Raw genomic sequence first — 23,776 nt, 5'->3', positions numbered from 1 at the left:
TCTAGTGTTTTTTGTATTTAAACGTTTAACAGTTAAGTTATAGTTAAACGTAAAGAAGTTTCGCCTTTATTGGCTGCTCATAAACAGATAAAACCCTAGGAAAGGTGCAGATACATGTCTTACCAAACCTCTATTCATTTTGACCCAACTGCATTGCTGATAATAAAAAATGAGGTTGATAACTCAATTAAATTAGTTGAATCAGCGGTGAGCACTTTAGCAGAAGACCAAAGTTTACCTTTTGGTATTGATGATGCGCTCAATCAATTTGAGCAATGTGCTCAAGTTTTGGCACTGATTGACATGCAAAGTTTAGCTAAAATCGCTCAATATTCTGCTGAGTTAATGCGTAAAATTATGGGGAATCCTGCGCAAATTAACACGCAAGAGGTGATTGCTTTAAGTGAAGGCACCACCATGTTAAAGCGCTATATCGAATTTATTTGCCTACGCGAAGTTAAAATCCCACAATTCCTACTCGACACCCTCAATCGTTTGGAAATTGTCTTGGGTAAGCCCATTACCCATGAAGGTCAACATATTGAGTCGCTACTTGACTGCATTACCCCAGATTTTCAACTGCCTCAAGCCCCTACATTAGAAAAATCTAAATATGTGCATCGCTTGTATAAATTATCTTTAAACAAGATGATTAAACAAGATGAAACTGAATTCGATCTTCAAGCGATTAAATTAGTTGGGGCATATTTAGCAGGTCTTGCTGAAAATACACCAAGTAAACAATATTGGAATTTGGTCCATGTCGCGTTTAATCAGATAGATGATTTGTTGCTGAATGACCCACGTTTACGTACCTTAGTCAGCATTGAAAGAAATATGGCGCAATATTTCAATGCACCTGATCGTTTCAAAGCAAGTTTGTCCGATTTAGCCAATATTTTAAGCTTGTGTATTAGCCAAGAAGATGATGCTGCACAGCATATTCGTAACCAGTTGAATATTGGTGACGACCATCTTACAGATACGCAATTGCAAGTTTTCAGCCGTCATTTATATGGCCCTGATTTTGATACCATGCATACGATTAGTGAACTTGTGACCAGTGAAATGGCACAAATTCGTAATGACATCGAATACAACTATCAAAACATGACCGCAGAAAAAACACTGGAATTACAGCAGAAACTAAAAAATCTGGCCAATATTTTCAAAGTGTTAAATCTCAATGAAGCCTTCAATGATTTATCGCGTCAAGCCAGTTTGCTTAACGATGCTGAGGTGCTCAAAGATGAAGGTTTTGCACAACAATTGATGAATTGTATTTTATCTGCAATGAATTCGATTGGCGTTTTAGAGCGTCATCACACCTCAAGCCGTTTACAGCTTCGTGTCAACAACATGAATATTTCGTTAGATCGTTTAGACGAAGCGCATGAAGCTTTACTTAATGAAGCGAAGACACAGGTTGATCTGTCTAGTCAAATCTTAGTGCAATATGCACAAGACAACAATCTTGCAGCGGTAGAAAACATCCCGACTCAATTACGCGAAATTGGTGGTGCACTGCTGTTCTTAAATGCTGAAGCAGGTCAAACTGCATTAAGAACTGCGGCTGATTTTATCCAACAGCAAATTGAAACGTCAGGATCAATCAATCTTGAACACCTCAATCATACGCTTGATACTTTAGCCAGTGCCGATATGATGATTGACAATTTAAAATACAAACAGCCTGTATTACAGTCGATGTTTAATGTAGCATTACAAAGTAGCGAAAAACTGAAAACTGTTGCCTAATGTCTGAATTATCACTTGCTTATATTTTTCATCAACATCAACTTTTAGTGGATGAAAACTTTCAACTTCCTCGAGTTGAAAGTTTAGCAAGTGATCTTTACTTTCACGCAGGCGATCAAGTGATTGCCCGTGATCTACGTGAAGATGAAACCATTCCTCAGGGTTTGCAGTTGGTTCCCATCCGCCAATTATTGACGATTTGGGATACCCAGCAGTTTGAATATGCCAGTCGTGCCATTCAACTCTTAGAATGGCGCAGAAACCATAAGTTTTGCAGTCATTGCGGGCATCAAACAGAAGCTCATCCGACTGAACATGCCATGATTTGCCCGGCATGCCGCTATCATCAATATCCCCGTGTACAACCTTGCGTCATCATTGTGATTACACGTGGTGATGATGAAATTCTACTGGCAAAAAATGCGAAAAATACAACCGATATGTATGGTCTCATCGCAGGGTTTGTCGAAGTTGGGGAAACTTTGGAAGAGGCTGTACGCCGTGAAACCTTCGAAGAAATTGGATTAAAATTAAAAAATGTCCAATATCTTGCCAGCCAACCTTGGCCTTTCCCAAGTAATCTCATGGTCGCTTTTCGTGCTGAATATGCTTCTGGAGAAATCAAACTTCAGGAAGAAGAAATTAGCGATGCGCAATTCTTTAAATTTGATCAACTGCCTGAGATTCCATTTAAAGGCAGCATTGCATACGCGATGATCAAGCATGTCATTGAAGGTCACCCTGTGGCAGATGACACTCGCGAATGGTTATAAATTAAGGTTTTAGCGCTTCCTCTAAAACCGCCAAAATTTGTTTTTTGGTTTGGAAATAACGGCTAAACAAACTCGAAACCGATCCCATAATGGACACATGTCCCGTGCCAGAGATGGTAATCATTTGGCTATGATTGCCCTTTTCCTGCAAAATACGATGAAAATCTTCTGAATTATTACGACCAACCACTTGATCATTCGATGCTAAAAACAGGTAATGCTTAACTTCATTGGTTTCAACAAAATAATAGGGCATGACATTTTGATAAGGCACGGTCTGATCAAACGCATCCGCGCATAAAGGATCATCTTTATAATCAAAATGATAAGGCCCCGACAAACCAATAATCACACGAATTTGAGAACGGCATTGCAAAGCATAAGGCTTCGGATGATAAATGGCCGACATCACATTAAAAGCACCCGCTGAATGCCCCATCAAGACTATTTTTTCAGTGCGAATCTTTAATTTCGTTTGATGCTGCGTCAGATAATTTAATGCCAAATTCAGGTCATCAATATAACTTGGAAAAACATATTTCGGTGCCAGATGATAATTAATGACGACAACATCATAACCTTCTTTGGCAAAGGCTTCACCGACAAAGCGATAGTCTTTTTTGTCTCCATGCAACCACGCCCCACCATGTACAAACACAATTAAAGGGCGTTGCTCACGTGCTACTTCGGCAGAAAAAATATCTAAACGTTGTCGGGCTTTTAAACCATAAGCAATATTTTTATTCAGCGTATAACCCTTTCGAGGGGTTAAACGATTCAATACATAACTACCAAAATCGTAAAGGCGGAACTCTTTATACAGCGTTCTTACCAATTCTACTTTTTGATCCAACGTTTTTTTGACGACTCGAGTGACATTATTGAGCATTCGTAGGCTCTGCCTGATCTGGATCAATTGCTACAGGTGTTTGTTCAACAGGTTGCGCATTGACGACGGGACTACTAAAGCTTGAAGTCACGGCACGTGATTGTTCAACATTATCAATCAAGGTAATAATTTTAGTGACATTGCCTACTTGCTGAAGCACTTGATTAAGATCATTAATCTCGGCCTGATTTAAACGCCCCATCACATACAAAATCCCATCTTCGGTATGGATACGAACTTTACTATCAGAGACCACCACGGCTTTCATAATCAAACCACGGGTATTTGCTGTCACCGTAGTATCTTGCATAATACTGTTATAACCAATTTGGTTGCCGACGGTAATATAATTATGGACCGTTTTGACATCCGTCATCGCACGTAAATTATCTTCCGCCAATTGCTTTAAATGCGCATCTGGCACTTGTCCTGTAAGCAAGACATTGCCATGAAAACTTTCAATATTTACACGAGATTGTTTAAAGCGTGAATCTAATTTATATAAATTAATTTTAGCAGTACGTTCTATAGAAGAATCAATAAAGACTTGTCCAAGTGAACGAGCACCACTTTCTGTTCCAACTGGCGCTGACCCTGTACCACTTGATATAAAGCTCGCACAACCAGATAAACTTGCTACACACAGTAACGTCATTGCAATACGATTAAACACTCAGCAAGACTCCTAATCATCCATTTAAATTCTATTTTATTGCAGTATTTCTACTCTAATTTTGTTCAAAGATTAATAAACTCTTGATCAAAAGTAAAAGCATTTTCTATCCATTGCTGATCATAAGGGCATTTAGAAAAATCTTGCTGTATCTTTTTTGCAAATTGTTGGAAAAAATCAAAACAAATCACATCAAAACGGCAATAAAATTCTTGGAATTGCGGCTCGGCATTTAAAAAGCACAGTGCTGATTTCATAATCTTCTTTTGCTTTGAAGATGAAATCGTTTCACATGATTGTGCATATTGCGTCACTGAGCGCGCCTTGACCTCGACAAAAATCAATTCTTGATCCTTTTGTACAATCAGATCAATTTCCCCATAGCGGCAATGATAATTCGCAACAATCAAGGTAAACCCCTGCGCTTGTAATAACTTTAAAGCCTGCTGCTCTGCCCACTGGCCCAAATTTAATGGGCTTGATATGGTCTCTAACATTACAACACCTTCAAACCTTTTTGAGTATTTTCATAACAATGCGGCACACGATGAATTTGATGGTCACTCATTTGAATCAGTCCTGTACGCCCCTGAAATTCAAGACTGCTCAAATGAGGTGCTTGTAAATACTGCTAGCTGATCTGCCAAGCATCGCCACCAAATGCTAATAAGCGCTGATAGGACATCGCAACAGGGTTCTGTTGATAGGCATGTATCAGATCGGGCCAGACACTGCTATATAACGCGGGTGCATCACAAAATTTCACGCCCTGCGGTATGGTTTGATCTTGTTCAATGGCATTGGCCAATACGTAGATGTGCTGCGTGGGCAGTTTAATTAGGCGCTTGATCCATTCATGCTGACCAAGCAATAATAAACCCTGCTGCTTGGTCAGCTTTTGCGGGACGTCTTCCACAATACGAATAGCGTGCTGCGTTTGCCCCATTAACGACATCAAAAAAAGTTCACTTTCAGCTTCCGATCCTTTTTGACGAACAACATAGAGCTGTTTAATTTTGTCTTGCTCGAGCACTTGATGCAGTGCATCTGCATCTTGTTTTTTCGACAAACTAAATTGCCACACATTTTCCGCTTGGTTGCTGACATCGTTTAAAGCCAAAATACGCAGCTTGAGGTTCGCTTGTATTAAAGCATCCACGTCGTTGCGTGCTAAAGGCCCAACAATCATTTGCGTGCTTTTGCTCACATGGCGTTTTAACAGTTGCGCCATGGGTTTCTGATCTGAGTTTACAAATTTAATCGGGGTTTTCATGCCTGATGCTTGATAAGCACTCATAAAGCCCTGTTTGATACTCAATCCAGCTCGCGCCATAGGCCCCGATTCAGGTAAAATGACCAATACTTCAGCTTGTGCATAGTTAAAAATGCCGTACAGCATGAAACCCATCAAATTCTTTTTATTATTTAACATTGGAAAAACCTTATGAGTGCTCAGTTATTTGTTGTAGCGACCCCAATTGGGCACTTAGATGACATTACTTATCGTGCTATTGATGTTTTAAAGTCAGTCAGTATTATCGCGGCAGAAGATACGCGTACTTCTGCTCAATTATTAAAGCACCATAATATATCAACTCCACTCACGGCTTGTCATGAGCATAATGAAAGTAACAAAATTGATCTGTTGATCCAAAGATTACTAAACGGCGAAAACATGGCATTGATTAGTGATGCCGGTACACCGCTGATTAGTGATCCGGGTTTTAAATTGGTTCGTGCTGCACAAGACCATAATATTCGTGTGGTTCCTGTACCGGGTGCCTGCGCTGCGATTGCCGCACTCAGTTCTGTGGGCTTACCCAGCGACCGTTTTAGTTTTCAAGGCTTCTTGCCTTCGCGCCAATCTCAACGCCTGATTCAGTTAGAAAAACTCAAAGATGAAACACAAACTTTAATTTTTTATGAAGCACCACACCGTATTTTAGAGTCAGTGAAAGATATGGCTGATGTTTTTGGCGCAGACCGCCCTGTGGGTTTTGCTCGCGAAATTACCAAGACCTTTGAAACCATTAAAAAAATGACCTTGACTGATTTAATTCAATTGATTGAATCGGACCGTAACCAGCAAAAAGGTGAAATTGTTTTAGTGATTGGTGGTGCAACGCAAGAGAAGGATTTAGAACAAGAAAAACTAGATCAATTATTAACGCGTTTATTGCAAGATTTATCGGTCAAAGCGGCTTCGCAACTGGCAGCGGATTTGACTGGTATTAAAAAGAAAGTGGCGTATCAACGTGCGTTAGAACTCACCAATAAAGATTAAAGCATTAGTCCATCAAAACTAAAAAAGCATCACCGAAGTGATGCTTTTTTATCGCTCTGACAAAATAGAGCAAAAAAGGATTAATCTTTTGCAGATTCGTCCGCAGGAACTTCCGTAATGCGTCCACCACGTGCCAGAAAGGCTGCAACTTCATCTTCCAATGCCTGACGTTGCTTCAACTTTGCTGTCACAGTCAATGTTTCAGCTTCTGCCATATCGCCATCAGTTGCACTACTTTCACTGCTGTCAGATGCACCTTTTTCAGCCGCTTTGGCTTCATCATCATCTACTGCTGTTTCTTCTACGTCGTCGTAGTCATTCATATCCGTCATCTTTATTTCTCCCCACAAATGACTTCTATTGATCCAATTTAAATTGGATGCGAATTAGGAAGAAATTTAGCAATCTCTGAGCATTTCGCATAGAGTCAAATATTAAAAATTCGTATCTTTTTTAATCAAAAAAGTAAACTTATATGAATATTTGTACAAAAAGCAGCATTTTCAAAATTAAACAGCATACATGGTCTGTTTTAAAACCTGCAATCCATTGGCTTGAGACAAAAAGGCATCTTTTAAAATCGCATGCTGCTCCACTTGTTTTAAGCCAAAATTTCGCGCCCATACCACTGGAAAAAGCTGTGTCGTCTCCAACCAACCCAGTGCAGACATACTGTGCATCATGGCATCATTTTGTCCTTTACGGCGGTGCTCATAACGCTGTAGGGTTTGCTCGTGTGCCCATACACCACGCTTTTGATCATGCAGCAACACATCACATAAAATAGCGGCATCCAAGCACCCAATATTCACTCCTTGCCCTGCTAAAGGATGAATCACATGTGCAGCATCACCAATTAACGCTAAGCCCGCTTTGACATATTGCTGTGCTGCACGTGCTTTCAGTGGAAATTGTGCGCGTGGCGTCGCCTCTAGAACTTGACCCAACATATGATGGCTTTCACGGGTGAGAAGCGCACAAAAATTTGCATCATCCAGAGTTGCATATTCTTCGGCATAATCATCTGGTAATGTCCAAACGATGGATTGCCAATGACCTTCTTGTTCAGGTTTTAAACTCGCCATCGGTAAAAAGGCCAACGGCCCCGTTTCAAGGAAAATTTGACGCGCGACATGTAAATGTGGCTGTGCCGTTCGAATCGCACAGGTCAAACCTGCTTGCTTATAATCCAAGACATCAATATCGATAAAAGCTTGCTCTCGTACAAATGAATTTGCACCATCTGCACCGATCACCAATTTGGTTTTTAGCTGTGAACCATCGGCAAGGTGAATATGCCAAACCCCAATACCTTGTTCTACACGGGTGACTTTGACTTGAGTCCGGTAATCTTTAACCTGTTCTAGCATTTTTTGCTGAATGGCTAAATTCAAAACACTCGGTTCCACCATCGAACCTAAAGTCTGTTCAGCACTGGGCATGTTTTGGCTAGGCTGTCCAAAATTGATTTCACCATAACCATTTTTATTCCACACTTGCATACCGCTATAAGGCATGTGACGCGCAAGTTTGTCCCACACATGCACTGTTTTTAGCAAATGAATGGTCGCTTGGCTTAATGCCAATACACGCGGATTGGCAACGGCTAAAGTTTTGGTTTCATCCAGAATGGGAGCAGCATCTAAAACCGTTGCTTGTACGCCACCTTGGGCAAGCAGCAAGGCAGTTAAACCACCGACTAAGCCACCGCCAATAATGACAACCTCTAGGACATCGAGAACATCACTCATGCTTTTAGCCCCATCGCGTAATTGGCAACAAGCGGTTTAATGCCCGGAATGGTATCAAAAGCAAGCAAACCTGTGTTTCGGATAAATTTGAGTATCGGATTTTGATTACTAAAACCACGTACCACAGAATCGCAGAACTTAATCACACGTTGTTGATCGGTTAAACGGGCTTGCTCATAAGCAAGCAACATACTTGGCTGACCAATATCATCCGATTGTACGAGTTGCTCTGTCAGATAACGAACTAAAACATAAGCATCACGCATACACAGGTTGAAACCTTGCCCTGCTACAGGATGAATGGTGTGTGCTGCATTCCCCATCAGTACCACGCGACCGACTGCTTGTTTTTCTGCAAGCACTTGTGACAATGGGAAGCTAAAGCGTTTACCTGTTTTTTGAAATTTACCTGCACGGTCGCCATAGGTTTCTTGTAAAGCATCAAGGAAATGTTGATCATTTTCATCGCCCAACCATTCGCCTTCTGTGCCTTTTTTCACAGGCCAGACCACAGAGCGACGATATTCACCCGGTAAAGGTAATAATGCCAGAGGCCCTAAATGGCTAAAGCGTTCAAAACCAACATGGTTATGCGGTTTCGACGTTTGTACTGTGGTCACAATCGCAACTTGATCGTAATCATGTTCGCTTGCGCCAACACCGAGGGCTTTACGGCAAAATGAATCACGACCATCGGCAGCAATCACTAATTTTGCCTGTAATGACAAATGTTCTTCGCCACGTATCGCTTCAATCAATGCTTGATCGGTATCTTGCGTCAGCGAAGTAACCTGCACCCCATCAATCAGTTCAATCAGCGGCTGTTTGCGGACTTCGGTAAGCAGTACACGCCCCAACCAAGCATTTTCAATCACCTGACCAAAGCTTTCGACTTTTTCTTGTTCTGCTTTTAAGCGTGCCTTACCAAAACTGCCTTGTTCAGTAATATGCACCTCAAGAATTGGGATTGCATGTTCTTGCAATGCATTCCATAAACCCAGCTCTTGATATATTTGTACACTGCGACGCGACAATGCACTATTTCGCGCATCAAAACTGGAGTGATATGGCGCAAGATTGGCATCATCATAATTCGGGTACTTAATCGCCTCTAACAGCTTGACCGCAATGTTTGCCTTGGCCAACATTAACGCCAGACTGAGTCCGACCATACCACCGCCGACAATGATCACTTCTTGCTGCATGCGTATATCCTTTTTATGATGTATCCGAAGTCACAACCTTCAAATACCTATAACTTTTAATGGATTTTATATTACATCAAAGATCTTAATTTTTATAATAAAGTGGATGTTTTTACGTACTTTCACCGTAAAGCTCTGTCGTGGTGGTGATTGAAGTAACAACGCTATAGACTTCTCGCTGATATTGCTCAGATAGTTGCTTAATCCAACGAATTAGAATCGTGCAACGTGAATAATCATGTAAAAAGCCTAATCGGTTGAGATTGGGCTGATCAAAAGAACCTAAGCGAATGATTTATATAAAAATAAAAGATAATTTAATTTAATTTAAACTAATTATTTCAATAATTTATTTTAAAAATTTAAAAAAACATTAAAAGCCGACTTGTTCCCAAGGCGGCTTTTTTAAATCACAAATTGGTATATTCCACACCAATCAAACTAATTAAACGATATTTAAAACAAGAAATTACCTAAATAAAATAAGGATTTATATTTTTAAATAAGCCACAATTTCTTTGAATCAAATTCATTAAAGTTGTACATTCGACCCGACATCAAGTTTAAGATTTAATAAATAGCTCATTTTCTATAAAGCATCAATTATCTTTTAGGCGAGGACTTTTCTAAATTTTCTAATGCTTTATTGTAACTATTATAAATACCCGACCAAGTTTTACCTTTATCTTCTGATAGTGTAACTGTCGCATAATTAACTGTAGAACGAATATTAAGAAGTGCTCCAGAATTCAAAACTACTATAGAACTGTAAGGCATTATCTGATGTTTTTGCCATGTTTTCCCCATATCCTCAGTAAGAGCCAATGTCTTAGGGCTAAAAGCAGTAGCAACTACATATCTATCGCCTTGCTTTGAATATTGTATAGGCCACATATTTACCTTAAATGGACTGTCTATTTTTTGCCATGTCACACCATGATCTTTTGAATTAAATTGATTTGCAAAAACACCAGCTAAACCAGATTTCATAGAAGTAATTAAACTAAATGACTGATCAGGGTTAATCACTAACTTTGTAATATTTGCATCATTTGGTACTCGATTTTCAGTCCACTTTTTTGTAGCATAATCAAATCGATTAATACTTCCAAACATTTCAGCATAATCAAATCCTTTATCATCCTCCCACATCCAAAAACCATTTATCAATGGATTATGATAAGTATCCTTCGTAACCATTGGTTTCCAATCACCTTTTTCTAGACGATCACTACGATAAATAGTCACTTTTTTATCAACAAGATGTGCTATAAACCATCCATTTTTTTCATCCCCAACTACAGAGACAACTATTCCTATAGGTAAATTACCAGTGTCAATCGGCGTAAGTACATCATTCACCTTTTGGTATTTATAAAGTGCATTCATCTCACCATAGGCTAGAAAATCAAAATCACTATTTTCTTTTACTGTTATACAGTGCAAGTTTAAACCATCTTTAGTTTGAATTATTTTTGAATTTTTTACTTTATTTTCAAGCGGAAGATAGAAAACTGAACCTATCTTACTTGCAGCGAGAATTACATTATCCTTTTTTTCCTTAATACAATTCATACCAAATGGTAGTATTTTTTCTATATTACCAAAATGTTTCTCTTGTCGTGTAAGTGGTTGTTCCCATCCCGTAAAAATCCTATCTTTATAAATCGCTTCAAGATAGTTTTTTCCAAGTTTGGTAACTAAACTTTTATTTGATGGTATATTCTCAGCCCTAGAAATAAAATACTTATCATTTGCATGAGTTAAAATTATACGCCCCAAATCAGTGGTTGTATTTTCTTCTACTTTAAAATTACTTACCAGACCTACTTCATTTTTATTTGACAAGCTAATGTATCTATAGTCTGGAACTCCCCCCCCAGAATTTAAAGTACTTAACTCAGTAAGACGATATTCTCCAGCAGGTAATTTCCCACTATAAACAAATGTAGAGCTTGAAGCATGGTTATTTATGACATTAATGCTATATATTTTATTTTTCCCTAGTATCTCTGTTTTTTCAGAAAGGCTTTCTACCAATAAATAAGGGAAAGTATTTCCAGTGTTAAAACTAACACTCAATACTACTGGATATAATTTCTCTCCTTGTTTTATAGGTTCGAATATCCCTTTTACATCTGTATTCAAATATTTCTTTTGTGGCTGTGTAACACATCCTGCCAATATTAAATAAATTACGAAAGTAACCCCAATTTTCACCATTAAATTTAATTTATTCATCATTTTCGATTTTACAAACTTAAAAAGTTATCTGATTTAATAAAATCTAACTTTACTAGAATCATGAATAAAAACAACACTAAAAAGTAAAGCCTCATCTACAAAACTTATTCTCCAGAACGTTAAAAGCCGATCTTTTACTTCAGATCGGCTTTTAACGCTCATTTTAATTATTGAGCCATCAACGCTTCAATTTCTTCAACAGTTTTCACTACCGCAGCAGTTAAAACACGTGGTCCATTTTTGGTCACAACCACATCATCTTCAATACGAATGCCAATGCCACGCCATTTCGCATCGACAGTTTCATCATCTGGTGCAATATAAAGCCCCGGTTCAACAGTTACCGCCATGCCTTCTTCATAAGCACGCCATTCACCTTCAGTTTTATATGAACCCACATCATGCACATCCATACCCAACCAGTGACCTGTACCATGCATATAGAATTGATGGAAACTTTCAGATTCAATAATCTGTTCAATATCACCTTGCATCAGACCCAAATCAAGTAAACCCTGCACCAAAATACGTACTGCAATACGATGCGGTTCTTTATACGAATTACCGATACGCACAGCATCAATGGCTGCAAGCTGTGCTTTTAAAACAACGTCATATAACGCTTTTTGTTCAGGGCTAAATTTGCCGTTGACTGGAAAAGTACGGGTAATGTCCGAGGCATACAGCTGATATTCACAAGCCGCATCAATCAGGACTAAATCACCATCTTTCAGTACTTTGTCATTTTCAACATAATGCAGAATACAGCCATTTTCACCACCGCCAACAATACTGTTATACGAAGGCACACAACCATTTTGACCAAAAATATAATTTAGTTCGGCTTCAAGCGCATATTCCATCATGCCCGGCTTAACCGCTTGCATGGCACGGGTATGTGCTTGAGCTGAAATAGTCGATGCGATTTGCATCAATTCAATTTCTTGTGTCGATTTATGCAAACGCATTTCATCTAAAATACGATCGAGTTGAATCACCTGTGCAGGCGCAGATGTGCCTTTACGCGATTCACCATTCGCTTCAGCAATCCATTTGGCTACACGTGCATCAAAATCAGCTTGTTGCCCCATGCGATAAAATAATTTTTGCTTATTGAGCAGTTTCTCAATAATTTCCTCATCCAGCAGATCAATGGCATAAGCTTCATCGGCATCATAATCCTCCACAGCACCATCAACCCCCGCTCGGTAACCGTGCCAAATTTCCATTTCACGGTCACGTTCGCGGCAGAACAAGCTATAGGTATAACCTTCATCTATAGACTCAAAGGTCTCAATGATTGCCACTGCTTCAGGTTCGGCAAATCCCGTCAGATAGAAAAAACTACTGTCCGCACGAAATTTATAATCTGCATCACGGTTACGCATAGCAACCGGACTGGTGGCAATAATCGCAATACTGTGCGGACCCATTTCTTCTGCTAGGCGGTCGCGACGTTCCTGAAAATCTGCTTGAGTCAGTTTCATCATTGAGAGGTACTTTTATCTTTTATGAATGGAGTTGATAACTTTTATATTGCTTGTTGTTACATCACCGTCGTCTGAATTAGCTTGGACGATGCGGTGTAAACATTTCTACAATATTGTTTGTTTCTGGTGCAGCTGCATTTTGTTTCAATTGCGGCTGAAGATTTTTCAGCAACGGTGTTTCTGCAATTTCCACTTTTTTGCGTCCCAAAGACAGACTAACAGGAATTAAACGCACAAATTCATAAAGTTCCTGATAACTTTCCTCACCTTCTTCGTCATTATCCGATTCTTCAAATTCAACTGCTGCTACATCTTGTAGATGTTCAATCAGTTCCATTTCATCTTGACGAATATGACCTGAAGCCAAACCAAAGCCCAGTACGACGCCTGCACACCAATCTGCCAAGGCTTGTACACGGTCAGCAAGGACATGCTCATCGTCTGGAAGCAGTGGTAAATAATCCAGTTCATCATCCGATAATGCATGCGCAATATCTTCTGCTTCACCAGTTAACAAATCTAGCACTTCTTCATCCAATGCTGGAATTTCAAGTGTTGCTAAAATTTGTTGCCATTCCTCACTTTTTGGTGCTTGAGTAACACAAACAATACCTGTAAGTAATCCATGTAACTCACTTGGGCTTGAAATCTCTTCAATTTTTGAAAAATTGTGGTGCCATTCCGACCAACCTGAAATATCGTCTTGCATTCGTTTATCCAATCTCTATACTTCGTATATATTACCTTTGTTTGCAATACTGTGCGACTACGATATGTTAGAAGAATTACAGCGTCTACAGGCGCATATTGGCGTTTTAAAAACGCGACTTACGCATTATGAAAGTGAAAATAATGCACTCACCGCGGCAAAAGAAAATTCTGCCGAACATCATCATGCCCAAATTGTGCAAAAGAACGGCATCATTACCCAGAAACAAGAAGAAATAGACAACCTTAGCGAGCAATTAAGTGATGCGCAGTCTCAATTCAAGCAATTGAATACGGATGCGACCTCATTGGCTGATCGTTATAGTCGTTTGGAAAAAAGTTGTACCGATCTTAAAAATCGTTTTCAGGAAATTCTTGCTGAACGTAATGAATTACGTGTCATTAAAGAAAAAATGCAAAATGAACAGCGTCTTGCTCAACAGGAAATTCAGGGTTTTCAGCAAGAACGTGAAAGATTGTTACAAAAAAATGAACATGCCAAAGCAAAAGTCGAAGCCATTATTCAGCGCTTGTCTATTTTAGGCACAGCTCAGGATCATCACGCGCAAGAAATTCAACAACTTGCTCACCCAACAGAAGCAAATGAGGACTAATCATGACTGAACAAATTGCTGTTGAGCTGCGTGTATTGGGACATACTTTTCGTTTAGCCACGACTGAAAGTGAAAAAGGTGATTTAGAACGTGCCGCTGAATTATTAAATGAAAAGTATGATGATTTTCGGCGTAAAGCCCCACGTCTTGAGCCAAGTAAATTGATCATTATGGTGGCGCTAGAGTTGATGCAAGAAGTCCTTGCGATGAATAAATCGTTGCAAGAGTATTCACATTGCGAGCGTTTACTGGCAACCATTTTAGAAGATGTGGATGATTTAGTTTAGTTTTTACTCAAACTGAACAAAGTATCGGCATTTGAAATGTAAGTTTACAGTTACTGCACACTGAAGATTTGCCAATGCGGCATTATTCGTTATACTTACTACATCTCTGAGGTGTTCGCCAGCGGGTCAAGTTCCCCTGAGCCGATATCAACACCATTGGATTGTGTTCTGTATATTTAGAGTGTATGCCTGCCTTCGAGTAGGAAACCCAGCAAGTATGCGTCGCGTCCACCTTGAACTTTAGGGTTCAAGGGTAATGACATGCAGCGGCATCATCGGAGTGTTTTAACTTATTAATAACTAACTCAAATAATAAAATTTCTAAATCCCTTACCCATCTCATTTTTATTTTCCAAGCATGTCTATACGCCATATATAGCGAAATTTTAGCGCTTAATGCAGCCTTATTTTGTCTGGATAGAAATATCTTTTTAGTGGCATCTAAATGCCTATGAGAAGTCTAAAATTAATAGAAAGTAGGCTAAAAAGAATGATCTATATCGAAGCTAAATAACATTATAAAATTAGCAATCCTCTTGATAGAATCATGCTAACCACATCATTTAACTGGAATTAATTATAATTAAAATAAAACAATCATGATAATAACACCCAATATAATGCGATACCATGCAAATACTCTTAGTGTATGCTTTTCAACAAAACGAACTAAAGCTTGTACCACCAACAAAGCTGCAATAAATGCCGTAATAAATCCTAATGAAATATTTAACAAATTATCTTGAGTTAAGACATCAGCATTTCGAATCAAATCATATGTTGCCGCACCCAACATGGTTGGCATAGCTAAAAAAAATGAAAATTCTGTGGCTGCTTTCCGCGATAATCCTGCGAACATTCCCCCAACAATTGTTGCACCTGAACGTGATGTGCCCGGAATCATCGCCACACACTGCACAAATCCAACGATTAAAGCTTGTTTGAAGGTAATGGCTGTAGCTTCTGTGGTTTTATGTTCAAACTGCTTAGATTCCACCCAGAATATAATTAAGCCGCCTATAATCAATGCAATTGCAACAACCAATGGACTAAAGAGAACCTGCTTAATAAAGTCTACTGCGAGGACACCAATAACAACAGCGGGTATAAAAGCAATAATGACACTTATTGCAAAATGCCTTGCTTCAGGGTCTCCACTAAAGAAACCTTTTATTAAATCAAATATTTTTTTTCGATATAACCAACATACCGCCAATATCGCCCCAAGTTGAATCACAACTTCAAAAACGCGACCATCATCAGATTGAAAATCAATTATATGTCCAAATAAAATTAAATGACCTGTACTTGAAATAGGTAAAAATTCAGTTAACCCTTCAATAAACCCTAAAAAGAGGGCTTTAAAAATTTCGATGTTTTCCATAAATCAACCCAAAATAAGGATAAAAAAATGGTATCCATTATGTTCTCACCAGATCATTGATTAGTAAAAACATTCATTTTTTTAATTTACTAACTCATCAAACTTAAGCAATTAACATTAAGTACTACCATTTCAGAGTTTTTGATATTAATACAGCCATGCTTGGTTAGATAGTAAATTTATACGCTGACATAGACAATTTTTCATGAAGAACCAGCCATTTTTTTGTATAAATGCTGATAGTAAGTCGTAATTAAAATGCCTTGCTTACCCCAAATCATTTTATTAAAAATGGTCTGCCTCATTTTACCATTCATTCTTCTGAACAATTTATAAAAGAACGAAGCCATATAAATAATGGTTCCCGCGCAATTTAACTTAATATTTTACCTACCTAGCTATGACAACATTTTAATTAATGCAATTACAGGTGGTGCAAATAAAACCATAATAATGCCCGAAATAATCATCGACAAACTTGCCACCACACCTTCTTCTGAATGACGTTGTTGTGCCCGAGCAATTCCCATCGCATGTGCAGCATTACCAAACGCAGCACCATGCGCAATCCGATGCTGATATCTCATCCATATTAAAAATAGGTCTCCAAATAACATCCCCACTAACCCTGTAATCACAGTAAAAAGTGGAATAAGGCTAATAGAACCATCAATTTTTTCAGTCAAAATTAAGGCAAAGGGAATAGAAATTGAGCGGGCCAATAAACTATTTTTTACGATTTGCTCAATATTAAATAAATTTGCCAAAAACCAGCTGCTTAAAATACCAATCAACATAGAAATACTGGATGTGATGATTAAAATTTTAAAATATTTTCGGATCATCGTTCTATATCTAAAGACAGGAATTGCAAATGCCACAGTAATTGGCCCGAGCATTGCCACCAAGTATTGGGTATAAGTGTAATAGTCTTGAAAAGTACGCTGAAAAATAATAATGCTTAAAATGCTCAAGATAGGAACGACTATAATCGGAGAAAAATAAATCTTTCTTGTGTGTATAAATAATTTTTTGGCAAACGCATAACACACGAGCGTCCATATAAAGAAAAATACTCCCCAAAGTGACATTATTTAACCTCATCCTGTTTTAATAACATCCTGACACTCAGCATTGAACTTGCCATTACCAGAAAAGTACTGATAAAAATGATGATGACAATTTTCCATCCACTATTCATGAGTAATTGCTGATATTGAATAACCCCAACCACAGGCGGAATAAAAAACAAAAGTAATTCCGTTAAAAGTAAGTTAGCACCGTGTTCTACTTGTTCCAGTCGAATCCACCGTGTTTCAAGCAAAAATAATAAAATGAAGAAACCCAACACGCCTGATGCAATCGGCAGATGTAAAATTTTTTGAATAGTATAAGCAAAACCCCAAACCATCAGGATCAGAAAAATCTGTAATAACGTGACTTGCAATTGCTTTAAACGAAATGAACTCAACATGATTTAATGATGTACTCAACTTGTACAAGTTTCTCTTTAAAAGACCCAAATGGAGATGTGTTTATAAATGTGAAACACAGATTTTTCTCTTAACTGCATAGTGGAATATATATTTAACTTAAATCACCGATAAAAATCTGGCTAAAATCGATAATAATTCCATTAAGAATGCCTCAAACGAGTCATTGCTTTAGCACGATTAAAGACGAAGACTAAATACAGAATTTTGATGTTGTAAACAGGTTTGCATATATTCAGCATAAACAGATAATTTTTCATAAATATGTTCGCTATAGAACATATCTTCTATCAAGTGAATGGTTTGCTGCGTATTATAACTATCGCAATACTGAAGCAATTCAGCATTGATTTCTGAGAATTTTTCACACAGTTTAATATAGTCTGCATCTTTATTTTTAAACAACAATTTGCGCGTATTCAACTCACGACTATCGATCATTTTTTCCTGATGCTGAGTACTAATCAGGTGGATACTCACTTTAAAAAATGCTTCTAATTCATCTCGTTTTTCAGGATTAATTTTCAAATCTGTAATAATAAAAATGCTTGAAACATCTGCTCTACACAGGGCTTTAATGATGGATAAATATAAAAAATCACTTTCCTCTAATTCAGTGAGACTTAAATCTAAATAAATATTTAAAGTATTCAAAACTTCATCTATTTTCACATTTTGCTTTTTTTCTGCCTGATAGTAAGTATTCAGAATATTAAGAACAGGTAGCGTTGCAGGTGTATTATAAATTACTGTCTTATTTAAGTTGGCTAAAATAAAAGGTGAAAAAAGAAAAGCCAAACTTACCTGCTCTGCTTGAATTTCAGATTGAATAATATAATGCACTTTAAGCTTTGAAAATTCACGTAAAACCTTGGCACGTAATAATGTTGCTTCTAAATTGACATATTGCTGCTGCAATATATTCTTTAATTGCTCAGAAATACCCTTTGTTTCTATAAGTTCTGAGAGTATATTCAATTTCTCTGTAACAAACATTGCATCACCATTTCACTTCAAACCTATATTTCATGAGTATTTTGCCTTCTCATTCAATGCTAGTCCGTCATATCTAACCTCAACTTGCTGCATTAAAAAAATAGCCACTCACGAGACTGAAATAGATTTTGTCGTGATGCTGCTCAAATGTATAGCTACAAAAACATTGGAAAAAAATATAACAGTTATAAAAATCACGGTTCAAACTGTTATATTTTTTTAAGCAAATTTCTGTACCTACTCATCATTTAAATTGTCATGCAAGATGAATTAATTTCTCTTGATCGGTGGTTTAAATGAAACGATCTCTTACTTTTTGTGCTGTTTTATCAACTGACCGTTGTTCTATTGGTCATGTAAAATTGCATGATCTACTGATAATGTGGAGAGTGATATGAGCCTCGGACTCACTGCTCTAGAATTAGCACGTATACAATTTGCTTTTACTGTTTCCTTTCATATTATTTTTCCTGCAACCTCTATTGGTTTAGCCTGCTTTCTTGCCATGCTGGAATGGAAGTGGCTGCGCACCCAAAACCCCATTTACAAAGACTTATTTAAGTATTGGATTAAGATTTTTGCCGTAGCCTTCGCGATGGGCGTGGTTTCTGGGGTCGTCATGGCCTATCAGTTCGGCACCAACTGGAGTGAATTTTCACGTATTGCAGGAAGTGTCACAGGACCTCTGCTCACTTATGAAGTCATGAGCGCCTTCTTTTTAGAGGCAGGTTTCTTGGGCATTATGCTGTTTGGTTGGGGACGTGTCGGGCCTAAAGCGCACTTTTTTGCCACCTTAATGGTCGCCATCGGGACCTGTATTTCCATGTTCTGGATTTTATCCTCCAACAGTTGGATGCAGACCCCGCAAGGCTTTGCCATCGAAAATGGCATTATTGTCCCCACAGACTGGTGGGCAATTGTGTTTAATCCATCCTTCCCCTACCGATTTGCCCATATGGCTACCGCGGCATTCCTCGTGTCATCTTTACTGGTGGTCGGTACAGCAGGATGGCATTTACTCAAAGGGCGTCGTGATGATTTGGTTAAAAAATCATTCTCTATGGGTTTATGGATGGTACTGGTCACGTCTTGCTTACAAGTTGTGATTGGGGACAACCACGGTTTAAATACCTTAAAGCACCAACCTGCAAAATTGGCAGCAATTGAGGGACACTGGGAAACCAACCGCGATCATGCAATGCCACTGTTGCTGTTTGCAATTCCAGATATGGAAAATGAACGCAATACAACTGAACTCGGAATTCCTTATTTAGGTAGTCTCATCCTCACCCACTCGTTAGATGGTCAAGTCACAGGCTTAAAAGATTTTGCAGCTGAAGATCGCCCAAATGTCCCGATTGTATTTTGGAGCTTTCGTGTCATGGTCAGTCTGGGAATGTTGATGGTACTGCTCTCTTTGACTGCATTATGGTTACGTAAGAAAGGTTCATTGTATGAAAGCTCATGGTTCCATAAATTTGCCATTATCATGGGGCCCACAGGTTATGTTGCCTTATTAGCAGGTTGGGTCACTACTGAAGTCGGTCGTCAGCCGTGGGTGGTGTATGGCGTGATTCGGACTAAAGATGGTTTATCGCATACCGTCACCGCAGATCAAGTCGGCTTGAGTCTGATTATTTTTGTTCTGGTCTATACCGTCGTCTTTGGTGCGGGAATTTACTACATGCTGCGCTTAATCAAATTAGGCCCTGCTTTTTCTACGCCTTTAGATGCTGTACAAGATACTGGCCCGGGGCATTTTAAAACCCCTTTACGTCCACTCAGTGCTGTTGAAGAGTCTATCGAGACCACTGATCCTTCTGCTCAAAATAGTAAGGAGAAACCACATGATTGATCTCGCTTTGGTTTGGGTCGGTATTATCGGGCTCGGTGTGCTCATCTATGTGGTTATGGATGGTTTCGACTTGGGCATTGGTATTCTGTTTCCCTTCATGAACGGAACGCAAGAACGCGATGTGATGATGAATACCGTCGCGCCCGTTTGGGACGGCAATGAAACATGGATGGTCCTCGGTGGTGCTGGGTTATTCGCTGCATTTCCTTTGGTCTATTCAACCGTTTTATCGGCACTGTATTTACCGATCATCTTTATGGTGGTGGCTTTAATTTTCCGCGGTGTGGCTTTTGAATTTCGCTTTAAAGCGACACGTACCAAATACCTCTGGGATCTCGCTTTTATCTGGGGTTCGATCTTATCGAGCTTTTTCCAAGGCGTGATTTTAGGCGCGTATATCCAAGGTATTCAGACCACCAACGGTATTTACAGTGGCGGTGGATGGGACTGGTTCACGCCATTTGCATGCTTTACAGGTTTAGGTGTGGTGGTCATGTATGCCACTTTAGGTTGTGGTTGGCTCATTTGGAAAACCGAAAAAGAGATACAGCAACGGATGTTTCATCTCATGCCTAGGCTGATTATTGCTTTACTCATCATCTTCGGTGCAGTGAGTTTATATACGCCATTGACCCATCCTGAAATTGCACAGCGCTGGTTCTCTCTGCCAAATCTATACTATTTTAGCCCCGTACCAATTTTAGTCTTATTGTTTGTAGGGCTGATTTTATCAGCATGTAAAAAGCAGCATGATCTAAAACCCTTTATCTATACTTTGGCTTTAGTCTTTTTGGCTTTTACTGGCTTCGTGATTAGCTTATGGCCCAATATCATTCCGCCATCAGTCACTATTTGGCAGGCGGCTGCCCCTGAGTCAAGCTTGAAGTTCACCTTGGTGGGCGCTGCAATTCTGATTCCGATCATCATTGCCTATACGTTCTTGTCCTACTGGGTGTTCCGTGACAAAGTGCGTATAGGGGATCAGGGTTATCATTAATTGAGGAGATAGACATGAAAAAATTTGTTGATCGACTCAGCCCACGATTATGGTTTATTTTATTGTGGTGCTTTGGCGTTATCTCTCTCGCACTGATTGCGGGTTTCTTTAAGCTCATGCTGAGTTTTGCTTACTGAATCAATTACTTTTTACAAATCAGACACAGGACTTTTCATATAAGTCCTGTGCCTTTGAATTGCAGCGAACCAATATGTATAAATCAGAAAAACTTGCGAATAGCCTAAAACTACTGATTGAAAATGGAACTTGGAAAGCCAATGAAAAATTGCCCTCCCTGCGCCATCAAGCGGAACAATCCGGTTTTAGCTTGATTACGGTGATGAATGCGTATCAAGAACTCGAAGCGCAAGGACTGATTTATTCAAAAGAAAAGTCAGGTTATTTTGTCGTTGCACAAGAACCTTCAAATGATGAACAAAACCAAAATGTCACACTCAATCCTAAAATTGAAATTAACTCGACGGTTTTTCAATATTTAAAATCCATTCAACCCGATAATATTATCCCTTTTGGCACTGCTTTCCCGAATAGCCAATTGCTCTATTCACCTAAATTAATCCAGACTTTGGGACAACTCGCCCGCCATAGACTCAGCTATGAACAAACACCCAGCCTACCCCCTGGTAATTTTGCCTTACGAAAACTGATTGCTCAACGCTATTGTATGCAAGGGATTCAGACCGACCCGTCAGACATTGTCATTACATCGGGTGGGTTGGATGCATTGAACTTGTCGTTACAAGCCATGACACAGGCGGGTGATTATATTTTATTGCAACAGACGATTTTTTATGGCGCATGGCAAGCAGCAGAACGCTTGGGCTTAAAAGTGATTACCATTCCAGAACATCCTGAACATGGAATTGATCTGAATGCCTTCGAACAAGCAATTCAAAAATACCCCATCAAAGTGTGCCTGCTGATGCTAAATGGTCATAATCCGATTGGGTTTACCGTGAGTGATGAAATTAAGTTTCAATTGGCGAAGTTATTACATCAGTATGAAATTCATTTGATTGAAGATGATGTCTATGAAGAACTGTATTATGACCATAAAAAACCCCTATCCATGAAATACTTTGATCAGCAAAATCTGGTGCTACATTGTTCTTCATTCTCTAAAACATTAGGCGCAGGCTTTCGTGTGGGTTGGGTCTATGCAGGAAAATTTTCCGAACATATTCAACATATTCAGTTGATGAGTACACTATCGGTCAATTCATTTATTCAAAATGCACTGGTTGAATATTTATCACACCGCCATTATGAAAAGCATCTTAAAAGCTTACGTTCATCCTTGGAGCGCAATAAAAAACAGTTTTATGCTTATCTAACAGAACACTTACCACCTGTATGTAAAATCGCTTATTACCCTTCGGGTTATTTCTTATGGATTGAATTACCTCAATATATAGAGAGTGTATATATTTATCAGATGTTATTGGCTCGCAATATTAGTATTGCGCCAAGCGTTTTATTTAATGCTAACTTTGCCAAGCAAAATAATTTCTTACGGATTAATTGTTCTTTTGACTTTAATAATCGGATTGAATCTGCTTTGTCACAGGTGGTTGAATGTATTCTATATGCTATAAATAACCACCCTGTCCGATAATTATTCATATTTTGACCATTTTAAAGTCTCAATGCATTCATAAAAAATCAGCATTCTTGCTGTTGTATTTACATACATGACTATAACAGATGAATAAAAATACATAGATCTGTTATATTTTTTTCATCATTTTTTGTATCTACACGTTTAAACCTAAACGCTACATAATTATCTTATCTTAAAGGCTAAGCAGTGAGCATCGATATGAATTCATTAAAAAAGAAAAATAAAGCGAGTTTTGTATTCTTCATTATTACGCTTTATGCATTCATTGGATTCGGTTTAGGTTATCTGATTTGGGAATATATTTTATAAGAAAGTCTATGCTAAGTGAGAAACTTTGTACCAATATCATTCATTGGCTTTATTCAATCTAATTTGATGATTGCTAAACTTATTTGTTCCCATTTAGAGTAAAAATCATTCATCTTATCTAAACTAATCGCTTTAAGCTGCTTATATAGCAGTGAACCAAGATTTAAAATGTCAGGTCAAATTCGAGTTTGTCTAAGCTACCTACATGGCAGTGAACATAGAGTTCCTTATAAAAATATAGATTTATCTTTTCTAAGCTGCCTACATGGCAGTGAACTGGTGTTCAAATTGATAGTGTTGAAGTCAATATTTCTAAGCTGCCTACATGGCAGTGAACCTACCGCAGCACGGGTAAGACGATCTGCATCATTTCTAAGCTGCCTACATGGCAGTGAACGTACAAGACCACAACGGAACAACCATT

24 protein-coding genes, 1 other RNA gene and 1 pseudogene are annotated in these 23,776 nt (G+C 38.6%); 12 read left to right on the top strand and 14 right to left on the bottom strand.

The genetic code is table 11. From position 1 onward, the window contains the following. Positions 1–114: 114 nt before the first annotated feature. Together F994_RS14865 and nudC are read left to right on the top strand one after the other, a co-directional pair. A complete protein-coding gene (locus tag F994_RS14865; RefSeq protein WP_004651403.1) occupies positions 115–1,758 on the top strand; it encodes a hypothetical protein in 1,644 nt (547 codons plus the stop codon). Further along, entirely contained in the window at positions 1,758–2,531 is a 774-nt protein-coding gene (gene nudC, locus F994_RS14860; RefSeq protein ID WP_004651402.1) for an NAD(+) diphosphatase, read from the top strand. The genes F994_RS14865 and nudC overlap by 1 nt, the downstream gene beginning before the upstream one ends. Before the next feature lies 1 nt (position 2,532). Here nudC and F994_RS14855 read toward each other — a convergent pair whose 3' ends face one another. From F994_RS14855 to F994_RS14840, 4 genes and pseudogenes are all read right to left on the bottom strand, one after another. Then, positions 2,533–3,420, bottom strand: coding sequence for an alpha/beta hydrolase (locus F994_RS14855; RefSeq protein WP_004651401.1), 888 nt, complete (start codon positions 3,418–3,420; stop codon positions 2,533–2,535). After that, a complete protein-coding gene (locus F994_RS14850; protein ID WP_004651400.1) occupies positions 3,410–4,093 on the bottom strand; it encodes a BON domain-containing protein in 684 nt (227 codons plus the stop codon). The genes F994_RS14855 and F994_RS14850 overlap by 11 nt, the downstream gene beginning before the upstream one ends. 65 nt (positions 4,094–4,158) lie before the next feature. Then, positions 4,159–4,590 (bottom strand): YraN family protein, encoded by a 432-nt coding sequence (locus F994_RS14845; protein WP_004651399.1) that lies wholly within the window; start codon positions 4,588–4,590, stop codon positions 4,159–4,161. Beyond that, positions 4,590–5,525, bottom strand: a pseudogene (locus F994_RS14840) (penicillin-binding protein activator). Before F994_RS14840 ends, F994_RS14845 begins: the two are co-directional and overlap by 1 nt. Before the next feature lie 12 nt (positions 5,526–5,537). Here F994_RS14840 and rsmI point away from each other — a divergent pair. After that, entirely contained in the window at positions 5,538–6,377 is an 840-nt protein-coding gene (rsmI, locus tag F994_RS14835) for a 16S rRNA (cytidine(1402)-2'-O)-methyltransferase (RefSeq protein ID WP_004651396.1), read from the top strand. Between the two features lie 80 nt (positions 6,378–6,457). On the opposite strand, the gene F994_RS14830 is transcribed toward rsmI, so the two are convergent. The 6 genes from F994_RS14830 to F994_RS14805 form a co-directional block, all read right to left on the bottom strand. Beyond that, positions 6,458–6,709 carry a hypothetical protein gene (locus tag F994_RS14830; RefSeq protein ID WP_004651395.1) on the bottom strand — a complete coding sequence of 84 codons (252 nt, stop codon included), beginning with the start codon at positions 6,707–6,709 and terminating at the stop codon, positions 6,458–6,460. 177 nt (positions 6,710–6,886) lie between these two features. After that, positions 6,887–8,128, bottom strand: coding sequence for an FAD-dependent monooxygenase (locus tag F994_RS14825; protein ID WP_004651394.1), 1,242 nt, complete (start codon positions 8,126–8,128; stop codon positions 6,887–6,889). Further along, complete coding sequence (gene ubiH, locus F994_RS14820) at positions 8,125–9,333, bottom strand: 2-octaprenyl-6-methoxyphenyl hydroxylase (RefSeq protein ID WP_004651393.1); 1,209 nt, start codon at positions 9,331–9,333, stop codon at positions 8,125–8,127. Before ubiH ends, F994_RS14825 begins: the two co-directional genes overlap by 4 nt. A gap of 603 nt (positions 9,334–9,936) precedes the next feature. After that, positions 9,937–11,574 (bottom strand): sialidase/neuraminidase family protein, encoded by a 1,638-nt coding sequence (locus tag F994_RS14815; protein ID WP_034697391.1) that lies wholly within the window; start codon positions 11,572–11,574, stop codon positions 9,937–9,939. A 170-nt stretch (positions 11,575–11,744) separates the two neighbouring features. Then, positions 11,745–13,064, bottom strand: coding sequence for a Xaa-Pro aminopeptidase (pepP, locus tag F994_RS14810; protein ID WP_167555816.1), 1,320 nt, complete (start codon positions 13,062–13,064; stop codon positions 11,745–11,747). Between the two features lie 79 nt (positions 13,065–13,143). Beyond that, positions 13,144–13,776 (bottom strand): UPF0149 family protein, encoded by a 633-nt coding sequence (locus F994_RS14805; protein ID WP_004651389.1) that lies wholly within the window; start codon positions 13,774–13,776, stop codon positions 13,144–13,146. Between the two features lie 64 nt (positions 13,777–13,840). Here F994_RS14805 and F994_RS14800 point away from each other — a divergent pair, with 64 nt between their 5' ends. The 3 genes from F994_RS14800 to ssrS all read left to right on the top strand — a co-directional run bounded on the left by F994_RS14800 (position 13,841) and on the right by ssrS (position 14,961). Then, positions 13,841–14,389: a hypothetical protein gene (locus F994_RS14800; protein WP_004651387.1), complete on the top strand. Its 549-nt coding sequence runs from the start codon at positions 13,841–13,843 to the stop codon at positions 14,387–14,389. 2 nt (positions 14,390–14,391) lie between these two features. Then, positions 14,392–14,676 (top strand): cell division protein ZapA, encoded by a 285-nt coding sequence (locus F994_RS14795; protein ID WP_004651386.1) that lies wholly within the window; start codon positions 14,392–14,394, stop codon positions 14,674–14,676. Between the two features lie 100 nt (positions 14,677–14,776). Then, positions 14,777–14,961: non-coding RNA, 6S RNA (gene ssrS, locus F994_RS17275), on the top strand. Positions 14,962–15,259: 298 nt separating this feature from the next. Here ssrS and F994_RS14790 read toward each other — a convergent pair. The 4 genes from F994_RS14790 to F994_RS14775 all read right to left on the bottom strand — a co-directional run bounded on the left by F994_RS14790 (position 15,260) and on the right by F994_RS14775 (position 18,549). Next, positions 15,260–16,060: an undecaprenyl-diphosphate phosphatase gene (locus F994_RS14790; protein ID WP_004651385.1), complete on the bottom strand. Its 801-nt coding sequence runs from the start codon at positions 16,058–16,060 to the stop codon at positions 15,260–15,262. A gap of 398 nt (positions 16,061–16,458) precedes the next feature. Continuing rightward, entirely contained in the window at positions 16,459–17,151 is a 693-nt protein-coding gene (locus F994_RS14785; protein ID WP_004651383.1) for an LrgB family protein, read from the bottom strand. After that, complete coding sequence (locus F994_RS14780) at positions 17,151–17,534, bottom strand: CidA/LrgA family protein (RefSeq protein WP_004651382.1); 384 nt, start codon at positions 17,532–17,534, stop codon at positions 17,151–17,153. The genes F994_RS14785 and F994_RS14780 overlap by 1 nt, the downstream gene beginning before the upstream one ends. 199 nt (positions 17,535–17,733) lie before the next feature. Continuing rightward, positions 17,734–18,549: a hypothetical protein gene (locus F994_RS14775; RefSeq protein WP_004651381.1), complete on the bottom strand. Its 816-nt coding sequence runs from the start codon at positions 18,547–18,549 to the stop codon at positions 17,734–17,736. Between the two features lie 394 nt (positions 18,550–18,943). Between F994_RS14775 and F994_RS14770 the strand changes: the two genes are divergently transcribed. The 6 genes from F994_RS14770 to F994_RS18045 all read left to right on the top strand — a co-directional run. Continuing rightward, entirely contained in the window at positions 18,944–20,404 is a 1,461-nt protein-coding gene (locus F994_RS14770; protein WP_004651380.1) for a cytochrome ubiquinol oxidase subunit I, read from the top strand. Then, the gene (cydB, locus tag F994_RS14765; protein ID WP_004651379.1) at positions 20,397–21,401 is read left to right on the top strand and encodes a cytochrome d ubiquinol oxidase subunit II; all 1,005 of its coding nucleotides are present in this window, start codon (positions 20,397–20,399) and stop codon (positions 21,399–21,401) included. The genes F994_RS14770 and cydB overlap by 8 nt, the downstream gene beginning before the upstream one ends. 14 nt (positions 21,402–21,415) lie before the next feature. Beyond that, complete coding sequence (locus F994_RS17405; protein WP_004651378.1) at positions 21,416–21,538, top strand: hypothetical protein; 123 nt, start codon at positions 21,416–21,418, stop codon at positions 21,536–21,538. Between the two features lie 74 nt (positions 21,539–21,612). Continuing rightward, positions 21,613–23,037: an aminotransferase-like domain-containing protein gene (locus F994_RS14760; protein ID WP_004651376.1), complete on the top strand. Its 1,425-nt coding sequence runs from the start codon at positions 21,613–21,615 to the stop codon at positions 23,035–23,037. A gap of 204 nt (positions 23,038–23,241) precedes the next feature. Continuing rightward, positions 23,242–23,352, top strand: a complete 111-nt coding sequence (locus F994_RS17400; protein ID WP_004651375.1) for a hypothetical protein — start codon at positions 23,242–23,244, stop codon at positions 23,350–23,352. 168 nt (positions 23,353–23,520) lie between these two features. Next, on the top strand, positions 23,521–23,776 hold a 256-nt coding region (locus tag F994_RS18045; protein WP_407636546.1), incomplete at its 3' end, for a hypothetical protein.

Source organism: Acinetobacter bohemicus ANC 3994, from assembly GCF_000367925.1.
Taxonomy (GTDB): domain Bacteria; phylum Pseudomonadota; class Gammaproteobacteria; order Pseudomonadales; family Moraxellaceae; genus Acinetobacter; species Acinetobacter bohemicus.
The sequence above is the reverse complement of the archived record's forward strand: the minus strand, read 5'-3'. Positions and strand labels throughout refer to the sequence as shown.